Here is a 19,149-nt window from a genome sequence, read left to right on the forward strand (position 1 = left end):
ACATGGACAAACAGTATCCGCAGCGCCAGTGGGCGCACGGCGCCGATCTGGTCGTCAGCCAACTGGAAGCGCAAGGCGTACGGCAGGTCTTCGGGATCCCCGGCGCTAAAATCGATAAGGTTTTCGACTCGTTGCTGGACTCCTCAATCCGCATTATTCCGGTACGTCACGAGGCCAACGCCGCCTTTATGGCCGCCGCGGTCGGGCGCATTACCGGCAAAGCGGGCGTCGCGCTGGTGACCTCCGGACCCGGTTGTTCCAACCTGATAACCGGGATGGCCACCGCCAATAGCGAAGGCGACCCGGTGGTGGCGCTGGGCGGCGCGGTCAAACGCGCGGATAAAGCCAAACAGGTACACCAGAGTATGGACACGGTGGCGATGTTCAGCCCGGTCACCAAATACGCGGTAGAAGTGACCTCGCCGGATGCGCTGGCGGAAGTGGTTTCTAACGCTTTTCGCGCCGCCGAGCAGGGTCGCCCGGGCAGCGCCTTCGTCAGCCTGCCGCAGGATGTGGTCGATGGTCCGGTGACCGGCAAAGTCCTGCCCGCCAGCAGCGCGCCGCAGATGGGCGCCGCGCCTGACGAGGCAATCAATCAGGTTGCGAAGTTGATTGCCCAGGCGAAGAATCCGGTGTTCCTGCTTGGATTAATGGCCAGCCAGACGGAAAACAGCGCCGCGCTGCATCGTTTGCTGGAAACCAGCCATATTCCGGTCACCAGCACCTATCAGGCCGCCGGGGCGGTCAATCAGGATAACTTCTCGCGCTTCGCCGGGCGCGTCGGGCTGTTTAACAATCAGGCCGGTGACCGCTTATTGCAACTGGCCGACCTGGTTATCTGCATCGGCTATAGCCCGGTGGAATACGAACCGGCGATGTGGAACAGCGGCAACGCGACGCTGGTACATATCGACGTACTGCCCGCCTATGAAGAGCGTAACTACACGCCGGATGTCGAGCTGGTGGGCGACATCGCCGGCACGCTGAACAAGCTGGCGCAAAATATCGATCATCGGCTGGTGCTCTCGCCGCAGGCCGCTGAAATCCTCCACGACCGCCAGCATCAGCGCGAACTGCTTGACCGCCGCGGAGCGCAGTTGAATCAGTTTGCCCTGCACCCGCTGCGCATCGTTCGCGCCATGCAGGATATCGTCAACAGCGACGTCACGCTGACGGTCGATATGGGGAGCTTCCATATCTGGATCGCCCGCTATCTCTACAGCTTCCGCGCCCGTCAGGTGATGATCTCCAACGGTCAGCAGACCATGGGCGTCGCCCTGCCGTGGGCCATCGGGGCCTGGCTGGTCAATCCGCAGCGCAAAGTGGTCTCGGTCTCCGGCGATGGCGGTTTTCTGCAATCCAGCATGGAGCTGGAAACGGCGGTCCGCCTGAAAGCCAACATCCTGCATCTTATCTGGGTCGATAACGGCTACAACATGGTCGCCATCCAGGAAGAGAAAAAATATCAACGCCTGTCCGGCGTCGAGTTCGGTCCTATGGATTTTAAAGCCTATGCCGAATCCTTCGGCGCGAAAGGGTTTGCGGTGGAAAGCGCTGAGGCGCTGGAGCCGACGCTACGCGCGGCGATGGACGTCGACGGCCCGGCGGTGGTCGCCATCCCCGTGGATTACCGTGATAACCCGCTGCTGATGGGCCAGCTACACCTGAGTCAAATTCTTTAAGTCATCACAAAAGGAAATGGAAATGAAAAAAGTCGCACTTGTCACCGGCGCCGGTCAGGGCATTGGTAAAGCTATCGCGTTACGCCTCGTGAAGGACGGTTTTGCTGTGGCGATCGCCGATTACAATGACGTCACAGCGAAAGCCGTGGCGGATGAAATCAACCAGCACGGCGGCCGGGCAATCGCGGTCAAAGTCGATGTTTCCGACCGTGAGCAGGTGTTTGCCGCCGTCGAACAGGCGCGAAAAACGCTGGGCGGATTCAACGTTATCGTCAACAACGCCGGGGTTGCGCCATCGACGCCTATCGAATCCATTACGCCGGAGATTGTCGACAAGGTCTACAACATCAACGTTAAAGGGGTGATCTGGGGGATTCAGGCGGCAGTCGAGGCCTTTAAAAAAGAGGGTCACGGCGGCAAAATCATCAACGCCTGTTCGCAGGCCGGCCACGTCGGCAACCCGGAACTGGCGGTCTACAGCTCAAGCAAATTCGCCGTACGCGGTTTAACGCAAACCGCTGCCCGCGACCTGGCGCCGCTGGGTATTACCGTTAACGGCTACTGCCCGGGGATTGTGAAAACGCCGATGTGGGCCGAGATCGATCGTCAGGTATCCGAAGCGGCGGGTAAACCTCTGGGCTACGGAACTGCCGAATTCGCCAAACGCATCACCCTCGGCCGCCTGTCTGAGCCAGAAGATGTCGCCGCCTGCGTCTCTTATCTCGCCAGCCCGGATTCCGATTATATGACCGGTCAATCGCTGCTGATCGATGGCGGGATGGTATTCAATTAATAAAAAATAAGCTCTGACATGGTTTGCCCCTGCCTGTTCGCAGGGGCTTTTTTTCGTCTATTACGCCGTTATTTTGCCGGGTGGCGGCTACGCCTTACCCGGCCTACCGTTCGCGCGGTCACTGCCATTTGTAGCCCCGGTAAGCGACAGCGCGACCGGGGAGTAGTGCAGAAAAAGCAAATATTTACCGCGCCTGCTGCTGCGCCTGCGCCAGCTGGCGGGCAATCGCCTCGCGGCGGGCATCGCCCTCCGGCAACAACATCAGCAACTGCTGTAGCGCCGCTACCGCCTGCGGATAGTCTTCATTGCGTACCGCGCTGAGCGCCAGCATCTCCAGCACCGGCAGGTTTTTCGGCTGCCGCTGATGCAGATCGCGCAGCAACAGCTCGCCCATCCGCATCTGCGCGTTATCGCCCGCCCGCACCAGCGCGCTGGCATAATCAAAACTTGCCGCCGGGTCATCCGGCGCCAGCTTATGCGCCCGCCCGAACGCGCCGATCGCCGTCTCGCCATCGTTTAGCAGCAGACCGAGCCGCCCAAGCAGTTGCCAGCCGGCAAGATCGTCAGGGCTAGCCTGCAGATGGCTGCGCAGCCCAAGCCGCAGCTGGGCCAACTCATCCATCCGCAGCGGCGTCGCGGTCGGATCTTTCGCCTGCGCCAGCAGCGCGGGATAATGGCGCTCGCTCTGTCGCCACAGCAGCACCTGACCCACATCGCTGGTTTTCAGATAGAGCCCGCCGCTGACAAAGACCAACAATAGCGCCCCCGGTAGCAGCAACCAGCGGCTAAGCGGCCGAACGCGCGTCTGTTCCTGCGGCGAGATATCCGCCAGCAACGTACGTTGCAGCTCGACAATCATCGCCTCATTACCGTCAGTACGCTCCTGCTCCAGTTCGCGCAGTCGGGACTGGTACAGCGAGCGGTTAATGTCATTGCGATCCACTGCTGTTTTCTGTTGCCGCGACCGGCGGTAACGCGGATCGAGCATACAGCACAGCCCACCCAGCGCCATCAGTACGCCGCCGTACCAGATCCAGCGTACGAACGGTTTGTAGTACAGACGCACCGCCCAGCTGCCATCATCCAGCTCTTCGCCCAACGCGGCGTAAAGATCGCGGGTAAACCCGCCGCTGATGGCCGCTTCGGTCATCATCATCCGGCTGGCGGTGTAAAAGCGTTTTTCGGCATACAGCGTGGCTTCCGGGCGACCATTGCGGCTGACGGCAATCACGCCCTCGCCACCGCTCCAGTTCGGCCCGACGATATTACGCACGCCCTTGAAGACGAAGTGATAACGATGAATATCGAGGCTGTCGCCAGCCCGCATGCGGACATCGCGCTCAATGCTGTAGTTCTGGCTGAAGGTGATGCCAATGACAGTTACCGCCACGCCGACATGGCCGAGCACCATTCCCCACTGGCTGCGGGTTAAGGTGCGCAGGCCGCGCCAGAAGCCGTGGCGATGCGTGGCCCGTTCGTGGACTTCAATCAGCGCGAAGATAAGCACCCATAGCGCCATCATCAGGCCGATGACCGCCATCGCGGTGATGCGGTCCTGAAGAAGCCATGGTAACGCCAGTGAAAGTGACAACGTCACGACAAGTGATATCGCCAATCGTTTAAGCTGTTTACCAGGCTCATCGCGGCGCCAACGAATCAGCGGCCCCAGCCCCAGCAGCAGCGCAAACGGCGCCATCAGCGCGGTGAACATGGTATTGAAGAAAGGTTCGCCGATCGATATCGTCCCCAGCCCCAACGCTTTATGCACCAACGGCAGCAGCGTGCCTAACAGCACCACCAGCATCGCGGCCATCAGCAGAATATTGTTGCCAAGCAGGAACGACTCGCGCGACCAGAGCGTATGTTCCACTCGCGCCCGCACTCGCCCACCTTTCACCGCATACAGCAGCAGCGAGCCGCCAATCGCGAGGGTCAACAAGGCCAGTATAAACATCCCGCGCGCCGGATCGGAGGCAAAGGAGTGCACCGAAACCAGCACGCCGGAACGCACAAGGAAAGTCCCCAGCAGGCACAGCGAGAAAGCCGCCAGCGCCAGCAGCACCGTCCAGGCGCGGAAGCTGCCGCGCTTTTCGGTTACCGCCAGCGAATGCAGCAACGCGGTGCCGACCAGCCACGGCATAAACGAGGCGTTTTCCACCGGGTCCCAGAACCACCAACCGCCCCAGCCCAGTTCGTAATAGGCCCACGCCGAGCCCAGCACGATCCCAAGTGTCAGGAACATCCACGCCGCCTGCGTCCACGGGCGCGACCATCGCGCCCACGCGGTATCCAGCCGTCCCGCCAGCAGCGACGCAATCGCGAAGGCGAAGGCCACCGAGAAGCCAACGTAGCCCATGTAGAGGATCGGTGGATGAAAAATCATCCCGATATCCTGCAGCATAGGATTGAGATCGCGGCCATCTACGGGATACAGCGGCAGGCTGCGGCTGAACGGATTGGAGGTGAACAGGATAAAAAGCAGGAAACCGAAGGCGATCATTCCCATCACCGCCAGCACCCGCGCTACCGCGTCGGGCGGCATCTGGCGACTGAAGAGCGCGACGGCGAACGTCCACACGCTGAGCAGCAGCACCCACAGCAGCAAAGAGCCTTCGTGCGCTCCCCAGGTGGCCGCCACCCTGTACCACACCGGCAGCGCGCTGTTGGAGTTTTCCGCCACATAGCGCACGGTGAAATCATTGATTACAAAGGCATGCACCAGCAGCGCAAACGCGCCGATGATGCAGATAAACAGCGCGCAGGCCAGCGGCCGGGCTAATGCCATCAGCCATCGTTCCTGGCGCGCTGCGCCCCATAGCGGAAAGATACTTAGCAGCAGCGCCAGCCCTGCCGCCAGACACAGCAGGTAGTTGCCCAGTTCCGGCATCATGGCTGTGTCCCCTGTTGTTCAGGTGTCATCACGTTTTTTACCTCAGGCGGGGCGAATCCAGTGCCCCGCCCCGGCCCAGTTACTCTGCAGCAGCCGGCAGTTTCGAGACGTCGGCGTTACCTAACGCCTTCTCATCGCGAATCATCGACTTATCTTTTCGTACTTTCGCCACATCGCTGGCGCTCACCGGCGGCGCGTTGTTGCCCCAACTGGTGCGGATGAAGTTGACCACATCCGCAACCTGTTGATCGTCAAGACGCCATCCGAATGACGGCATGGTCAGGTTCGAGACCGCATCCTTCACCGCCGGCGTGGTGTTGCCAGTCAGAATGATGTGAATCAGCGAGGTCGCATCTTCGGTCTGTACCACCGGGTTGCCTTTCAACGACGGGAACGCGCGTTTATAACCGACGCCGTCGGTACGGTGGCAGGCAGCGCAGTTATCGACGTACAGCGCCGCGCCGGTTTTGCTGTCATCGCCTTTCCACAGATCTTTCGCCACGCTATCTTCCACCGGAGCTGGCGTCTGTTTACCGCCGCGCGGCGGTAACGACTTCAGATAGCGAGCAATAGCGGTGATATCGTCATTCGAGAGATACTGCAGGCTGTGCTCAACCACGTCGCTCATGCCGCCGAAGACCACGGATTTATCATTGCGCCCGGTTTTCAGGAACTCGGCCAGTTCGGCCTCGCTCCAGCTCCCCAGCCCGTCGCGATTTTCACCGCGCAGGCTGGAAGCTACCCAACCGTCAATCGGCGCATTGCTACCCGCCAGGTAATCATCGCCTTCACTTTCGCTAAGCGCTTTTTCCTGCATCGTCAGGCTACGCGGGGTGTGGCAGGCGCCGCAGTGGCCAAGGCCTTCCACCAGGTAACGGCCGCGCTCCAGTACCGGGTCCACCTGCGGATTGGCGACAAAATCGCTCGGGGACGGAGCGAAGATGCCGCGCCAGAACGCCAGCGGCCAGCGCATCGACAGCGGCCACGGAATGTCCGTATCTTTGTTAGCGACATTTACCGGCTCCACGCCGTGCATAAAGTAGGCGTACATGGCACGCATATCCGCTTCGTTGATACGGGCAAAGGAAGGATACGGCATCGCCGGATAGAGCGTTGAGCCGTCTTTACGCACGCCTTTACGCACCGCGTCGTCAAACTCTTCGAAGGTATAACCGCCAATACCGTGCGCTTTGTCCGGCGTGATGTTGGTGGAATAAATGGTGCCGATCGGCGTTTCCATCGGCAGACCGCCGGCAAAAGGTTTGCCCTCTTTACCGTTGGTGTGGCAGGCCACGCAGTCGCCGGCGCGCGCCAGATATTCGCCCTGCTTAATCAGATTGCTGTCCGCAGGCGCCTCTTCGGCGAACGCCGCGCAGCTTAACGCACCGAGAACCAGTGCCGATAACCATTGCATTTTCATGATTTGCTTTCCCTTATGCCTGCACCAATGGACCCGGATTTCTCAGGTACTGTTCGCGGATAGCCTTCGCCGACCAGTAGGCCAGCGCGGCAACGGTCCCCGTCGGGTTGTAGCCCAGCCCCTGTGGGAAAGCGGAAGCGCCGATGACGAAGACGTTATGCACGTCCCAGCTCTGCAGATAACGGTTCACCGCGCTGGTTTTCGGATCTTCGCCCATCACCGCGCCGCCGTTCATATGGGTGGTCTGGTAGCTGGTGGTGTCAAAGTGGCTATTGGCGTTTTTCGGGCTGCCGAGCATATATTTCGGCTTCATCGCTTTGGCGATCGGCGCCATCTTATCGAACATAAACTGCGCCATCTTGATGTCGTTTTCCTGCCAGTCGAAGGTCATGCGCAGCAGCGGCTGACCAAAGACGTTTTTGTAGTTCGGATCGAGATCGAGATAGTTCTGGCGATAGGACTGATGCGCGCCGTGGGCATCCATCGACAGGTGGTGGGTGTAGGTGTCGGCCACCGCCGATTTCCATTTACTGCCCCACGCAGGGGTACCCGGAGGCACCGGCACGCCGGAGATAGGCTTGGTCCCCGCCTGGTTGACCCAGAACGGCGAACCGCCGACGAAGCCCGCCGCGCCGTGATCGAAGTTATCGGCGTTGAAGTCATCGACGCCGACGCCGTTGCCGCCCGCGCCGATGAACGGGTTGGTGAAGGTATCTTTATCGAAAATGGCCTTGATAGTGGTCATGTTCTGATAGGCGAAGTTACGCCCGACCACCCCTTCGCCCGTCTCAGGATTGTACGGTTTACCGATCCCGGAAAGCAGCATCAGATGCACGTTATGGAACTGGAAGGCGCCGATAATCACCAGATCCGCCGGCTGTTCCATTTCACGGCCCTGACCGTCGACATAGGTCACACCGGTGGCGCGGGATTTATCGTCGGTCAAATTGACCTTCAGCACGTTGGCGTTGGTACGCAGTTCAAAGCGTTTTTCCTGGCGCAGCGCCGGCAGAATGTTAACGTTCGGCGAGGCTTTCGAATACATGTAGCAGGCGTAGCCGCTGCAGAAACCGCAGAAGTTACACGGCCCCATTTGTGCGCCATACGGGTTGGTATAGGAGTCGGAGGTGTTTGCGGAAGGCAGGTTATAGGGATGATAGCCCACTTCCAGCGCCGCTTTTTCAAACAGCTGCGCCGACCAGGTATTTTTCTGCGCCGGCAGCGGGAAATCGTCCGAGCGATCCGGCGCGAAGGCGTTACCGCCGCGGCCTTTACCGACAACCTTCCCTTTAACCGACCAGGCGGTACCGGAGGTGCCAAAGACTTTTTCCGCTTTATCGAAGAACGGTTCCAGTTCGTCGTAGGTGACGCCGAAATCCTGGATGATCATATCCTGGGGAATGAAGTTTTTGCCGTAACGCTCTTCATAATGGCTGCGCATACGCAGTTCGATCGGATCGACGCGGAAATGCACGCCGGACCAGTGCAGACCCGCGCCGCCAACGCCGGTTCCCGGCAGGAAGGCGGCCAGTTGGCGATAGGGTACCGCCTGCTGGCTGCTGTTGTGACGAATCGTCACCGTGCTTTTAGAGAGATCCTGGAACAGCTTGCGGCGGATGTTATAGGTCAGCTCATCGATAACCTGCGGATAAGCGCCGTCCGGCCAGGTATCGCGCATCGGGCCGCGCTCCAGCGCGACGACGTTGAGCCCCGCTTCCGTCAGCTCTTTGGCCATGATCGCGCCAACCCAGCCAAAGCCAACGATCGCCACATCGGTTTTTTTCAATACGGTCGCCATGATTACGCCCTCTCCCCATTAATTGATACCGGCGGGAAGGGATAGCGTTCGCCTCGTTCAACCCAGTCCATAAAGTCGGCGCGCGCGCCGGGAAAATTAATCAGCGTCCAGCCGACCATGCCTTTATTGCCGCCATGGATAGGGTCGCTGAAGAAGCCTTCGCGGGTGTTTTGCAACAGATAGGAGAAAAACAGCGAGGCCGGGAGCTGTTTGAACTGCGCCTTGCCGGATTCCCACAGACCGAGCGCCTCATCCTGCTGTTCGCCGCTCAGTTCAGCAAAGCTCTTGTGATACTGGTTTTGACACCACTCTTCGGCATCGGCGATACCGAGGTTATAAATCTGTTTTGGTACCAGCGGCAGCTGGTAGCCCATCTCTTTCGGCACGTCGGGGTTAAATGGCCCCTGCATATACCAGATGGAACCGGTGGCATAAGGGGTGTTAAGCTGGCGGTCGATAAACTCCGGCACACCGGCCTCTTTGGCGCCGGGACCGAGTTCATCGGCCGGGATTAAGCGAGCGACGGCGGCGTTGATAAACAGCCACTCGCGATCGTTGAAGAATTGCGGCTTCCAGTCGCTGGATGTCGCGTTGCCACCGGCTGAAGGTGCGGAGGCCGCCTGTGCCGTGGCGCTCGCCGCCACGCCAATGGCGCCCACGCTGCCGCCGCCGATGACTACCGTTGGAATCAAGGCCATTGATTTTACTAAAAAATCACGCCTTGAATTGTTGGTTTTCTCGCTCGACATAATCACATTCCTGTCAATTAAAAATACTGTTTTGTCGCTTACAAGCCCAGCAAATCCCGCTCTGGTACCGATACCATTGAACTGTTGCGAAACAGACCGTCTGGCTTTGGCCAATAAGACGTACAATAAATCGCCAATAGCGATAAGATTTATAGGGTTATCGTTTGGATATTAGACGATTCTCAACGCAACGCGGGAAAATGGCGCAAATATTCACCGGGTTGTCACGATAAGATCGGGCATTTAATAACCTGAGTGCGGTAAGTCATGCGGAAATTTCGCGCCTTTGGTTTTACCAAAGCGCCAATAAAGGGTGATATGTATCACATTTGTTATTTTTTGTTTATGGTACATGGCGGATTAAGCACCTGTAAATACTCGCTTAATGAATAATTAAACAATTCGAGCTGTTAAATTAGTTAATCACCGTTGTTAATTAAATCGATACTGGTTCCCTTATCAATTTAACGACACGGTGATGTCGTACAGATATTCCCAACCACAAGGAGAATTTATGTTCGATCATGTCAAATTTGGCGTCAGTGATTATGCCGCGAGCAAGGCATTCTTTTTACAGGCGCTGGCGCCGCTCGGCGTGACGCTGGCGGGCGAAGGCGAGCCGGCTTACGGCGCGGAGCTAGCTGGGGCAAACGATGCCTCTATCAAAGCGAAGATAAACCCGCGCCGCTGCATATCGCCTTTTGCGCCGAGAGCCGCGAGCAGGTTGATGCCTTCTGGCACGCGGCGCTGGCCGCCGGAGGCAAGGATAACGGCGCGCCGGGATTACGACCTAATTACCACGCCAATTACTACGCCGCCTTTGTCATTGCGCCAGATGGACACAATATCGAAGCGGTGTGTCATCTGGCGCCCTGAGCAAAGTTTATCGCTGCGGAAAAACCCACACATCATCCGCGGGCAGCGTCAGATGACAATGTTCGGCATCACGCAGGGCCGTGCCGTAGGCGCGAATCGCAAAGTCATCGCCCTCGGTGCGGAACAGATATTCCCACCGATCGCCGAGGTACATGCTGGTCAGCAGCGGAAGTTCCAGGCTGTTATCCTGCGGCGAGCAGTCAAGGCGCAGCCGTTCGACGCGGATCACCGCCGTCGCCGGCTGACCGACGCTGACCCCCTCGCCCGCGCGGCCCCATAGCGCCCAGCTGGCGCCTTCAACTCGCGCGCGTCCGTCCTCCAGCGCCGTCACCTTACCGTGCAGGCGGTTATTACTGCCCATAAACTCGGCGGCAAACAGGGTGGCCGGATTGCCGTACATCTCCTGCGGCGTCCCCTGCTGTTCAATCACGCCGTTGTTAAGCAACAAAATGCGATCGGAGATCGCCATCGCTTCATTCTGATCGTGGGTGACCATCAGCGCCGACAGGCCCAGCTTAATAATGAGCTCGCGCAGGAATACCCGCGCCTCTTCGCGCAGCTTGGCGTCGAGGTTAGATAGCGGCTCATCCAGCAGAATAACCGGTGGGTTATAGACCAGCGCCCGTCCTATGGCCACGCGCTGCTGCTGGCCGCCGGAAAGCTGATGCGGATGCCGATTACCGAGATGTCCCAGACCTAGCTGCTCGAGAACGCTCTGCACCCGCTGTTTAATCTCGCCGCTGGCCACCTTACGCAGTTTCAGCGGATAGGCCACGTTGTCGAATACCGTTTTATGCGGCCACAGGGCGTAGGACTGGAACACCAGCCCGAGATTACGCTCTTCCGCCGGGATCTCGCTACGCGGACTGCCGTCATAAACCACGTTATTGCCGATGGTGATCCGCCCGGCGGTCGGTTTCTCCAGCCCGGCGACCGCGCGCAACAGCGTGGTTTTCCCGCTACCTGAAGGGCCAAGCAGCGACACCACTTCCCCGCGTTTGAGCTCCATCGACACCCCTTTCAGCACCGGGTTGTCGCCATAGGTCAGATGCAGATTGTCTACCGATAACTCAATCATGTAATTTCACTCCAAAGCGCAGGGCGATACCCAGACCGACTACCACCAGCAGAATATTGATAAACGATAGCGCCGCGACGATATCAATGGCGCCCGCCGCCCACAGAGAGACCAGCATCGACCCGATCGTTTCGGTGCCTGGCGACAACAAATAAACGCCGGTTGAATATTCGCGTTCAAAGATCAGGAACATCAGCAGCCAGGAGCCGATAAGCCCGTAGCGCGCCAGCGGAACGGTGACGTGGCGGGTGATTTGCCCGCGAGAGGCGCCGGTGCTACGCGCGGCCTCCTCCAGCTCCGGCGCCACCTGCAGCAGCGTTGATGAGATAAGGCGCAGGCCGTAGGCCATCCACACCACCGTATAGGCCAACCAGACGCTGAAAATGGTGTTGCGCAGCGCGCGCAATTGCACGATAAGGTGTTCGCGCAGCCAGTCGGCGACCGGCAGCGCCGAGAGCCAGCCGTTTTTCAATGACTGATCGAGCCACATCGGCACAAACAGAAACACCCACAGAAACGCCAGACCGGCCAACAGGCCCGGCACCGCGCGCGGTACCAGCACGCTGTAGTCGAGAAAGCGCGTGACGTTATCCGGTTTACGGTGCATGGCGATACCGACAAACAGATAGCACACCACCGCCAGCGCGCCGCCGATAATCCCGATCGCCATCGAGTTGACGATCGCCCGCAGCAGATTCGGCTGCTGCCAGATGTTGCGGAAAGTCGCCAGCGACAGCTCATCCCATAATGAAACGCCAACGCCCCAATTGGAAATAAAGGCCCGTAGCGCCACACCCAGTAGCGGAACGCCGATGGTTACCGTCAGCCACGCCACCACGACCGCGCCCGCGACCCAACGCCATTTCCCCAGCGGCAAGGCGCGCGACTGCGACGCTTTACCTTTCATGGTCACGAAGCGGTTGGCGGTACGCATCAACCGGCGCTGCAACATCACCAGCGGAATGGTAATGCAGATTAACACCACCGCGACCGCCGCCATCAGATGGTAAGAAGGCGTTCCCAGTTTATTGGTCAACTTATAGAGATAGGTCGCCAGCACCATGTTGCCCTCCGGATCGCCGAGCACCAGCATCAGGCCAAAGACCTCAAGGCCGAGGAAGAACAGCAGCACGCAGGCGTAGAGAATGGACGGCCGTACCATCGGCAGGCTCACCGAGGTCATCACCTGCAGCGGCGTGGCGCCGACGGTACGCGCCGCCTCTTCCACGTCCGAACCGACGCTGCGCAGCGCCGAGGAGATATAAAGATAGGCATGCGGGACGTGCGTTAAACCGGCGATTACTACGATGCTAAACATCGAGTAGATATTCCACGGCACAAAACCAAGCCACGCTTGCGCCCACTGCGACAGGAAACCGACCGGCCCGGCGGCCACCACGTAACCAAAGCCCAGCACCATCGGCGAGACGAAAATCGGCACCAGGATCAGCGGCTCAATAAAGCGCCTGCCGGGTAAATCGGTACGTACCATTAAAAAGGCCAGAATGCCGCCCAGCGGAATCGCGATAATGACCAGACCAAAAGCGAGGATAAATCCAGAGCGTAAGGCCAGGTAAAAATCCGGGTCGGTAAAAATAAAACCGAAGGCTTCGAGGCTCCACTCTTTCGAGCGGGCAAAAAATGGTGCGGAAAGAAAACTTTGCGCCACGATAAATAATAGCGGAACGTAAATTACCAGTGCTGCTATCAATACCACCATGCCACGCGGTAGCCCTTGCCACTTTCTGCGTAAAATGTTCATCTTTAATTCCCCTGGCAAAGTGCAGAGATAAATTATCAAGAAGAGATAATGAGTACTTATTTACTGAATACTGATACGATCATTCCCCCGGATACATTCCAGGGGAAGTTTCACAGGTAATTACTTTATTTCGCAGCAGCGGCGCGCCATTGCTTAATAAATTCCAGACGCTGTTTGGGTTGCAGATATTGCAGCAGGCTTTCATCCACCGGAATCGGCTTCAGCGCATTGCCCAGTAATTTCGTCATCCCGTCGATATCATTTTTACCTTCAATGTCGTTGCGAATTGACGGGATATCGCCCTGAGAGGCAAGAATCGTTTGCCCTTTTTCCGACAGTACATAGTCGAACCACAGTTTCGCCGCATTAGGATGCCCTGCTTCCGCGGTGATAAATGAGACGCGGGACAGCACCAGCACGTAGTCTTTCGGATAGGCGATGCCTAATGACGGGTCGGTTTTAGCGCGCGCTTCGGCATAGGATCCCAGAATGTTATAGCCGATCAGGTTTTCACCGGAGGAGACGCGCTCCATCATGGTGCCGGTAGAGGACTGCACCGTCAGGCCGCCTTTGGCGATATTCGCCAGGTCGGCAAAGTAATTGCCGTCAGCCTTGCTATCCTGCACCGCCAGCATAAAACCAAGCCCCGATTTCTCGATATCGTAGGTGGTGACTTTGCCTTTAAATTTATCAGCCTGCCCGGCGATAAGTTTGGCCAATGCGGTATGTGAATCCGGCACTTCATTTTGTGGGATCAGCCGTTTGTTATAGATAAAGACCACCGGCTCATAGGTTGTGCCGTAGGCTTTTTGCTGCCAGACCGCCCATTTCGGCAGCTTGCCAACTTCTGGTGAAGCGTACTCTTGCGCATAATCGGTGGCTAATTTCAGCGCCGTGTCCATGGAAGAGCTCCACACCACGTCGCCGCTACCGCCGCCGGCGGCTTGTTCACTAATATAACGGTTGTACAGCTCGGTGCTGTTCATATCGTTATATTCAACTTTAATCCCAGGATATTGCGCTTCAAAGCCTTTAATTAACGGCCCTGCCGCTTTGGTGTCCGTTGTGGAATAAACCACGACTTTGCCCTCTTTCACCCCGGCATCAACGACTTTTTGATAATCTGCCGGGTAGCCCTGCGGCAGCTCCGCCAGCGCGGAGTACGAGAAGACTGTCGTCAGTGAAACCACTAAACCGCCGATTTTCTTATACATAAAATCAACCCTTAAGCATCAATAATTAAACACAAATTTAACATATAGTGCTACAACCCCCTCTGCAACGCTGGGGGAAGGGTTTTTATGGCTTTTGTGACAGTGGTGTAGTTTAAAAAGTGGTGTTTATGGAGTTTATTCAGCGAATAGAGAAAACAGCGAGCGAGGTCACAGATTAATGCCGCAGCGTCACGAAGCGATTACCGCCAATGGCAAAGCCTTTATTTGCATTTCTTCAGGACCATTCGAATAAAGAAAAACAGGAGCAGCGCATACAGCAGCGCCATTACCAGGATGGTAATAAAAGAAATGGGATCTGCTCCTGATTCATATGGTTGACTGAGACGGGAGTTAAACAGGCACCAGGTATGATCCATCACCCAAAGCGTGATGCCATTTAGAGGTTTACCATAGCTGCTAAGCCATAAGGCAAAAAGAAAACATACCGCAAATAGTAATGAATTCTTAATGTACTTCACAACTGGCATAGTCTCGGCTCCCCTGAACATCTACGTAACCATAAGCCAATAAACCCGATCGAGAACCCGGTACTTTCACTTTAGATGTTCTCAATAATGTTTGCCTAACAATATAAAAATCATTTCTATCCACAAATGTTATACAACCTTGCGACAGACCGCCTCCATCTGGCCTTAAAGGATGAAGTCGGAAACTACCTCTTAAGACCCCATTAATCAAAATACTATCAGTCATCGTTTGAGCGCTAAATAACCCAAACCATTCACTGTGGTCATTGCCTGTTATCAGATCCCCTACCCACGCTCTAAACTGATTAGTCCTCGACCCAACAGGCCGATCTACTATCCAATATTTCCCGACTGGTATGGCACTATTCGGTCGAAATGCACAGTTGGCAAGATTAGTATATGGATTTTGACCGCTAAAAACTCTGTAGTTACCAACGCCATAAACATGCAGGATTGCGTATCCATCTTTATCGAAATTATCGTATGTCATCCTCATTATTTGCATGTATTCCCTTATTCTATCAGGCTTGGTATTTATTACATCAACTGAACGGAATCAATACGATACCTCTTTTATCGCTCCATCACAATAAAATTGCTCAAATAAAAAACCATCACATAACGCTATTCAGAGTAATATTAAATTTACTCCTGACAATAATAAATGTACCTTTTACATATTCACCTAATATTACATTCAAAACCATTTTGCCGGGCGGTTTCGTCAAAATGAACCATGCCAATAATCTCCCTATTCAGTGAGAGATATTTATCGCCTTGATCTTCTGCGCCTTGCGGCGCAGCATGGAATGGCAAACGCAACAAAACAACAACATACATTGAGGAGACTATCCGTGCCTACAGGACATCGCTTTCGCCCCACGGAGCTGCACCACTTCGTCACCACCCTGTTCACGCAGCTGGGCAGTACGCCAACCGAAGCCGCGCTGGTCGCAGACCACCTGATCGCCGCCAACCTTGCCGGACACGATTCGCACGGCGTCGGCATGATCCCGAGTTACGTAAAATCCCATAGCGAAGGTTTTTTGCAACTTAACCGCCATGCCAGCGTGATGAAAGACGCCGGCGCCGTCGCCACCCTTGATGGCAACGCCGGTTTTGGCCAGGTCGTTGCCCATGAAGCCATGCAGTTGGGGATTGAAAAAGCCAAACAGCACGGCCTCGCCGCCGTGGCGCTGCGCAATGCTCACCATATCGGGCGCATCGGTTACTGGGCGGAACAATGCGCGGCGCAGGGGTTAATATCCATTCATTTCGTTAGCGTCGTCGGCGACCCGATGGTGGCGCCATTTCGCGGCAAAGATAGTCGCTTCGGCACTAACCCACTCTGCGTGGTCTTCCCGCGTGAAGGCCATCCGCCGCTGCTGCTCGATTACGCCACCAGCGCCATCGCTTTTGGCAAAACCCGCGTCGCATGGCATAAAGGCGAAGCGGTGCCTGCCGGCTCATTGATTGACTCTCGCGGCGAACCGACCACCGATCCGGCGGTGATGCAGACCTCGCCGCTTGGCGCCCTGCTCACTTTTACTCAACATAAAGGCTATGCCCTGGCGACGCTCTGCGAGGTGCTCGGCGGCGCGGTCTCGGGTGGGCAAACGACCCATCAGGACAGCCTGCAGGGCTGCGTCGACGCCATCTTCAACTGCATGACTACCATTATTCTCAGCCCGGAAGCCTTCGATGCGCCGCAGATGCAGCGCGAAACCGAGGCCTTTATCGACTGGTGTAAACAGTCGCCGCACGATGCCGATACACCTATTCTGGCGCCGGGTGAGTGGGAAGCGGCCAATCGTCAGCAGCGGCTGGCAAACGGTATTCCGCTCGATGCCAGTAGCTGGCAGGCGATCTGCGCCGCCGCGCGGCAGGCCGGGATGTCGCAGGAGACGTTGAATCAACTGCAGCAGAACATGGAAGTCAACGCTTAACCTCAATCCCCGCGGGGCGATCGTCAGCCACAGCGTCCCGCGTCATCGTCACTTATGACGACATCCATGATTTTCCCGCGTCTTCATCACCTTCATCCCGCGTCATCAGCGCTATCTTCACTTTGGCACGCATTATGCAATCGATTTGCATCGCACGACGATCGACGTCGCGCGTTTGCTGACGGTAGCCTGCCGGGCCCGGCGCGCTATCGCCCTATCTTCACTGTTAACAGGTCTGTTACTGATGAATAAAATTACCAGCGTGTGCCCCTATTGCGGGGCGGGTTGTAAACTCAAATTGGTTGTCGAAAATGATAAAATCATTCGCGCCGAGGCCGCCGACGGCGTCACCAATCAAAACCAGCTATGTCTGAAAGGCTACTACGGCTGGGATTTCCTCAATGACACGCAGCTTCTCACGCCTCGCCTGAAGCAGCCGATGATTCGTTATCAGAAAGGCGGCCCGTTCACTCCGGTCAGTTGGGAAGAAGCGATTCGCTACACCGCCGCTAAGCTCCGCGAGATCAAGGCCAAATATGGCCCGCGCGCCATCATGACCACCGGTTCGTCCCGCGGCACGGGGAATGAAACCAATTACGTGATGCAGAAATTCGCCCGTGCGGTACTCAATACCAATAACGTCGACTGCTGCGCCCGCGTTTGCCACGGGCCGTCGGTCGCCGGGCTGCAGGCTTCGCTCGGCAATGGCGCGATGAGCAACTCGATAAGCGATATTGAGAACTCAAAATGTCTGCTGGTCTTTGGCTATAACTGCGCCGATTCTCACCCTATCGTGGCGCGAAGGGTATTGAGAGCCCGCGACAACGGCGCGAAAATCATCGTCTGCGATCCGCGGCGCATTGAAACCGCCCGCATCGCCGACCAGCATCTGCAGCTCAACAACGGCAGCAATATGGCGCTGGTCAACGCCTTCGCCTATGTCCTGCTGGAAGAAGATCTCTACAATCACGATTACGTTGAGCGTTATACCGAAGGGCTGGAGGCCTACCGCGAGGCGGTGAAAGACTACTCTCCCGAAGCCGTGGAAGCACTGGTCGGCGTCCCGGCGCTGGCCATTCGCCGGGCGATGCGCACCTTCGCCGCCGCCCCTTCCGCCACCATTATGTGGGGAATGGGCGTAACCCAGTTCGGCCAGGCGGTTGATGTCGTCCGCGGTCTCGCCAGTCTCGCGCTGCTGACCGGCAACCTCGGGCGGGCTAACGTCGGCGTCGGCCCGGTCCGTGGACAAAATAACGTCCAGGGCGCCTGCGATATGGGGGTGTTACCCAACCAGTTCCCGGGCTATCAGGACGTCACCGACGCCGCGGTGCGCGCCAAATTCGCCAATGCCTGGGGCATCGATCCGGCGCTGATGGATACGCAAATCGGCACCCGTATCACCGAAGTCCCGCATAAAGCGCTGGCGGGAGAAATCAAAGCCTACTACATCATGGGCGAGGATCCGCTGCAAACCGAGGCCGATCTGGGTCTGGTACGCAAAGGGATGGAAGCGCTGGATTTTGTGGTAGTGCAGGATATTTTTATGACCAAAACGGCGGAAGTGGCTGACGTGCTGCTGCCGGCGACGTCCTGGGGCGAGCACGGCGGCGTCTTTACCTGCGCCGACCGCGGCTTCCAGCGTTTCGAACAGGCTATTCCGCCCACAGGTAACGTGAAACGCGATTGGGAAATTATCAGCCTGCTGGCCAGCGAGATGGGCTATCCGATGCATTACGCCAGTAACCAGCAAATCTGGGATGAAATGCGCGAACTCTGTCCGCTGTTCTACGGCGTAACCTGGGAGAAAATGGGCGACATGGGCCACGTGCAGTGGCCGTGCCCAACGCTCGATCACCCCGGTACGCCATGGTTGTATCAGGATAATCACTTTGATACTCCATCGGGCAAAGGGCAACTGTTCGCCGCGCCGTGGCGCGCGCCGGCGGAAACGCCGGACGATGATTTCCCGCTGGTGCTCTGCACGGTGCGCGAAGTCGGCCATTACTCCTGCCGTTCAATGACCGGCAACTGCGCGGCGCTGCAGTCGCTGGCGGACGAACCTGGCCGGATCCAGATGCACCCTGCCGATGCCGAGCGGGCAGGTATCGCCGATCGTCAGCTGGTATGGGTGAGTTCGCGGCGCGGCAAAGTGATGACTCGCGCCGATCTCAGCGAGCGAATCAACCCCGGCGCGGTGTATATGACCTACCAGTGGTGGGTTGGCGCCTGTAACGAGCTGACCCAGGATAATCTGGATCCTATCTCGAAAACCCCGGAAACCAAGTACTGCGCGGTGAAGGTAGAGGCTATTGCCGACCAGGACTGGGCGGAACGGTACGCGTGGACGACCTATAGCCTGATGAAGGCGCGGTTAAAGGCGGCAGCTAACGCCTGAGGGTGAATTCAGGGAGAGGCTTAGCTTCTCCCTGATATCTGACGTTGACCGGATTGAC

13 protein-coding genes and 1 pseudogene are annotated in these 19,149 nt (G+C 57.3%); 5 read left to right on the top strand and 9 right to left on the bottom strand.

All coding sequences use genetic code 11. The features are described 5' to 3' along the window. Nucleotides 1–2: 2 nt before the first annotated feature. Both alsS and ABLU78_RS19345 read left to right on the top strand, forming a co-directional pair. The gene (gene alsS, locus ABLU78_RS19340) at nt 3–1,682 is read left to right on the top strand and encodes an acetolactate synthase AlsS (protein WP_015705187.1); all 1,680 of its coding nucleotides are present in this window, start codon (nt 3–5) and stop codon (nt 1,680–1,682) included. Between the two features lie 22 nt (nt 1,683–1,704). Further along, a complete protein-coding gene (locus tag ABLU78_RS19345) occupies nt 1,705–2,475 on the top strand; it encodes a (S)-acetoin forming diacetyl reductase (RefSeq protein WP_015366942.1) in 771 nt (256 codons plus the stop codon). A gap of 184 nt (nt 2,476–2,659) precedes the next feature. Here ABLU78_RS19345 and ccmI read toward each other — a convergent pair whose 3' ends face one another. The 4 genes from ccmI to ABLU78_RS19365 form a co-directional block, all read right to left on the bottom strand. After that, nucleotides 2,660–5,365 carry a c-type cytochrome biogenesis protein CcmI gene (gene ccmI, locus ABLU78_RS19350; protein WP_116328533.1) on the bottom strand — a complete coding sequence of 902 codons (2,706 nt, stop codon included), beginning with the start codon at nt 5,363–5,365 and terminating at the stop codon, nt 2,660–2,662. Between the two features lie 79 nt (nt 5,366–5,444). Beyond that, nucleotides 5,445–6,788, bottom strand: a complete 1,344-nt coding sequence (locus tag ABLU78_RS19355) for a cytochrome c (protein ID WP_026612333.1) — start codon at nt 6,786–6,788, stop codon at nt 5,445–5,447. A gap of 10 nt (nt 6,789–6,798) precedes the next feature. Continuing rightward, complete coding sequence (locus tag ABLU78_RS19360; protein ID WP_032714351.1) at nt 6,799–8,583, bottom strand: GMC family oxidoreductase; 1,785 nt, start codon at nt 8,581–8,583, stop codon at nt 6,799–6,801. 2 nt (nt 8,584–8,585) lie between these two features. Beyond that, nucleotides 8,586–9,335 (bottom strand): gluconate 2-dehydrogenase subunit 3 family protein, encoded by a 750-nt coding sequence (locus ABLU78_RS19365; protein ID WP_026612334.1) that lies wholly within the window; start codon nt 9,333–9,335, stop codon nt 8,586–8,588. A gap of 511 nt (nt 9,336–9,846) precedes the next feature. Between ABLU78_RS19365 and ABLU78_RS19370 the strand changes: the two are divergent. Further along, nucleotides 9,847–10,208 (top strand): annotated as a pseudogene (locus ABLU78_RS19370) (VOC family protein). A 7-nt stretch (nt 10,209–10,215) separates the two neighbouring features. Here the strand turns inward: ABLU78_RS19370 and ABLU78_RS19375 are convergent. From ABLU78_RS19375 to ABLU78_RS19395, 5 genes are all read right to left on the bottom strand, one after another. Next, nucleotides 10,216–11,286 carry an ABC transporter ATP-binding protein gene (locus tag ABLU78_RS19375; protein WP_032707866.1) on the bottom strand — a complete coding sequence of 357 codons (1,071 nt, stop codon included), beginning with the start codon at nt 11,284–11,286 and terminating at the stop codon, nt 10,216–10,218. After that, a complete protein-coding gene (locus ABLU78_RS19380) occupies nt 11,279–13,048 on the bottom strand; it encodes an iron ABC transporter permease (protein ID WP_045361202.1) in 1,770 nt (589 codons plus the stop codon). The genes ABLU78_RS19375 and ABLU78_RS19380 overlap by 8 nt, the downstream gene beginning before the upstream one ends. Nucleotides 13,049–13,173: 125 nt before the next feature. Next, nucleotides 13,174–14,262, bottom strand: coding sequence for an ABC transporter substrate-binding protein (locus ABLU78_RS19385; RefSeq protein WP_032707865.1), 1,089 nt, complete (start codon nt 14,260–14,262; stop codon nt 13,174–13,176). A gap of 221 nt (nt 14,263–14,483) precedes the next feature. After that, entirely contained in the window at nt 14,484–14,750 is a 267-nt protein-coding gene (locus ABLU78_RS19390) for a hypothetical protein (protein ID WP_162866928.1), read from the bottom strand. Next, nucleotides 14,728–15,255 (bottom strand): DUF2778 domain-containing protein, encoded by a 528-nt coding sequence (locus ABLU78_RS19395; protein WP_071596086.1) that lies wholly within the window; start codon nt 15,253–15,255, stop codon nt 14,728–14,730. The genes ABLU78_RS19390 and ABLU78_RS19395 overlap by 23 nt, the downstream gene beginning before the upstream one ends. A gap of 349 nt (nt 15,256–15,604) precedes the next feature. On the opposite strand from ABLU78_RS19395, the gene ABLU78_RS19400 reads away from it, so the two are divergent. Continuing rightward, nucleotides 15,605–16,696 (top strand): malate/lactate/ureidoglycolate dehydrogenase, encoded by a 1,092-nt coding sequence (locus ABLU78_RS19400; RefSeq protein WP_116328531.1) that lies wholly within the window; start codon nt 15,605–15,607, stop codon nt 16,694–16,696. A gap of 244 nt (nt 16,697–16,940) precedes the next feature. Further along, nucleotides 16,941–19,091, top strand: a complete 2,151-nt coding sequence (gene fdhF / locus ABLU78_RS19405) for a formate dehydrogenase subunit alpha (protein ID WP_015705180.1) — start codon at nt 16,941–16,943, stop codon at nt 19,089–19,091. The last annotated feature ends 58 nt before the right edge of the window (nt 19,092–19,149 follow it).

Source organism: Klebsiella sp. JN_Kp122 (assembly GCF_040062085.1).
Taxonomy (GTDB): domain Bacteria; phylum Pseudomonadota; class Gammaproteobacteria; order Enterobacterales; family Enterobacteriaceae; genus Klebsiella; species Klebsiella aerogenes.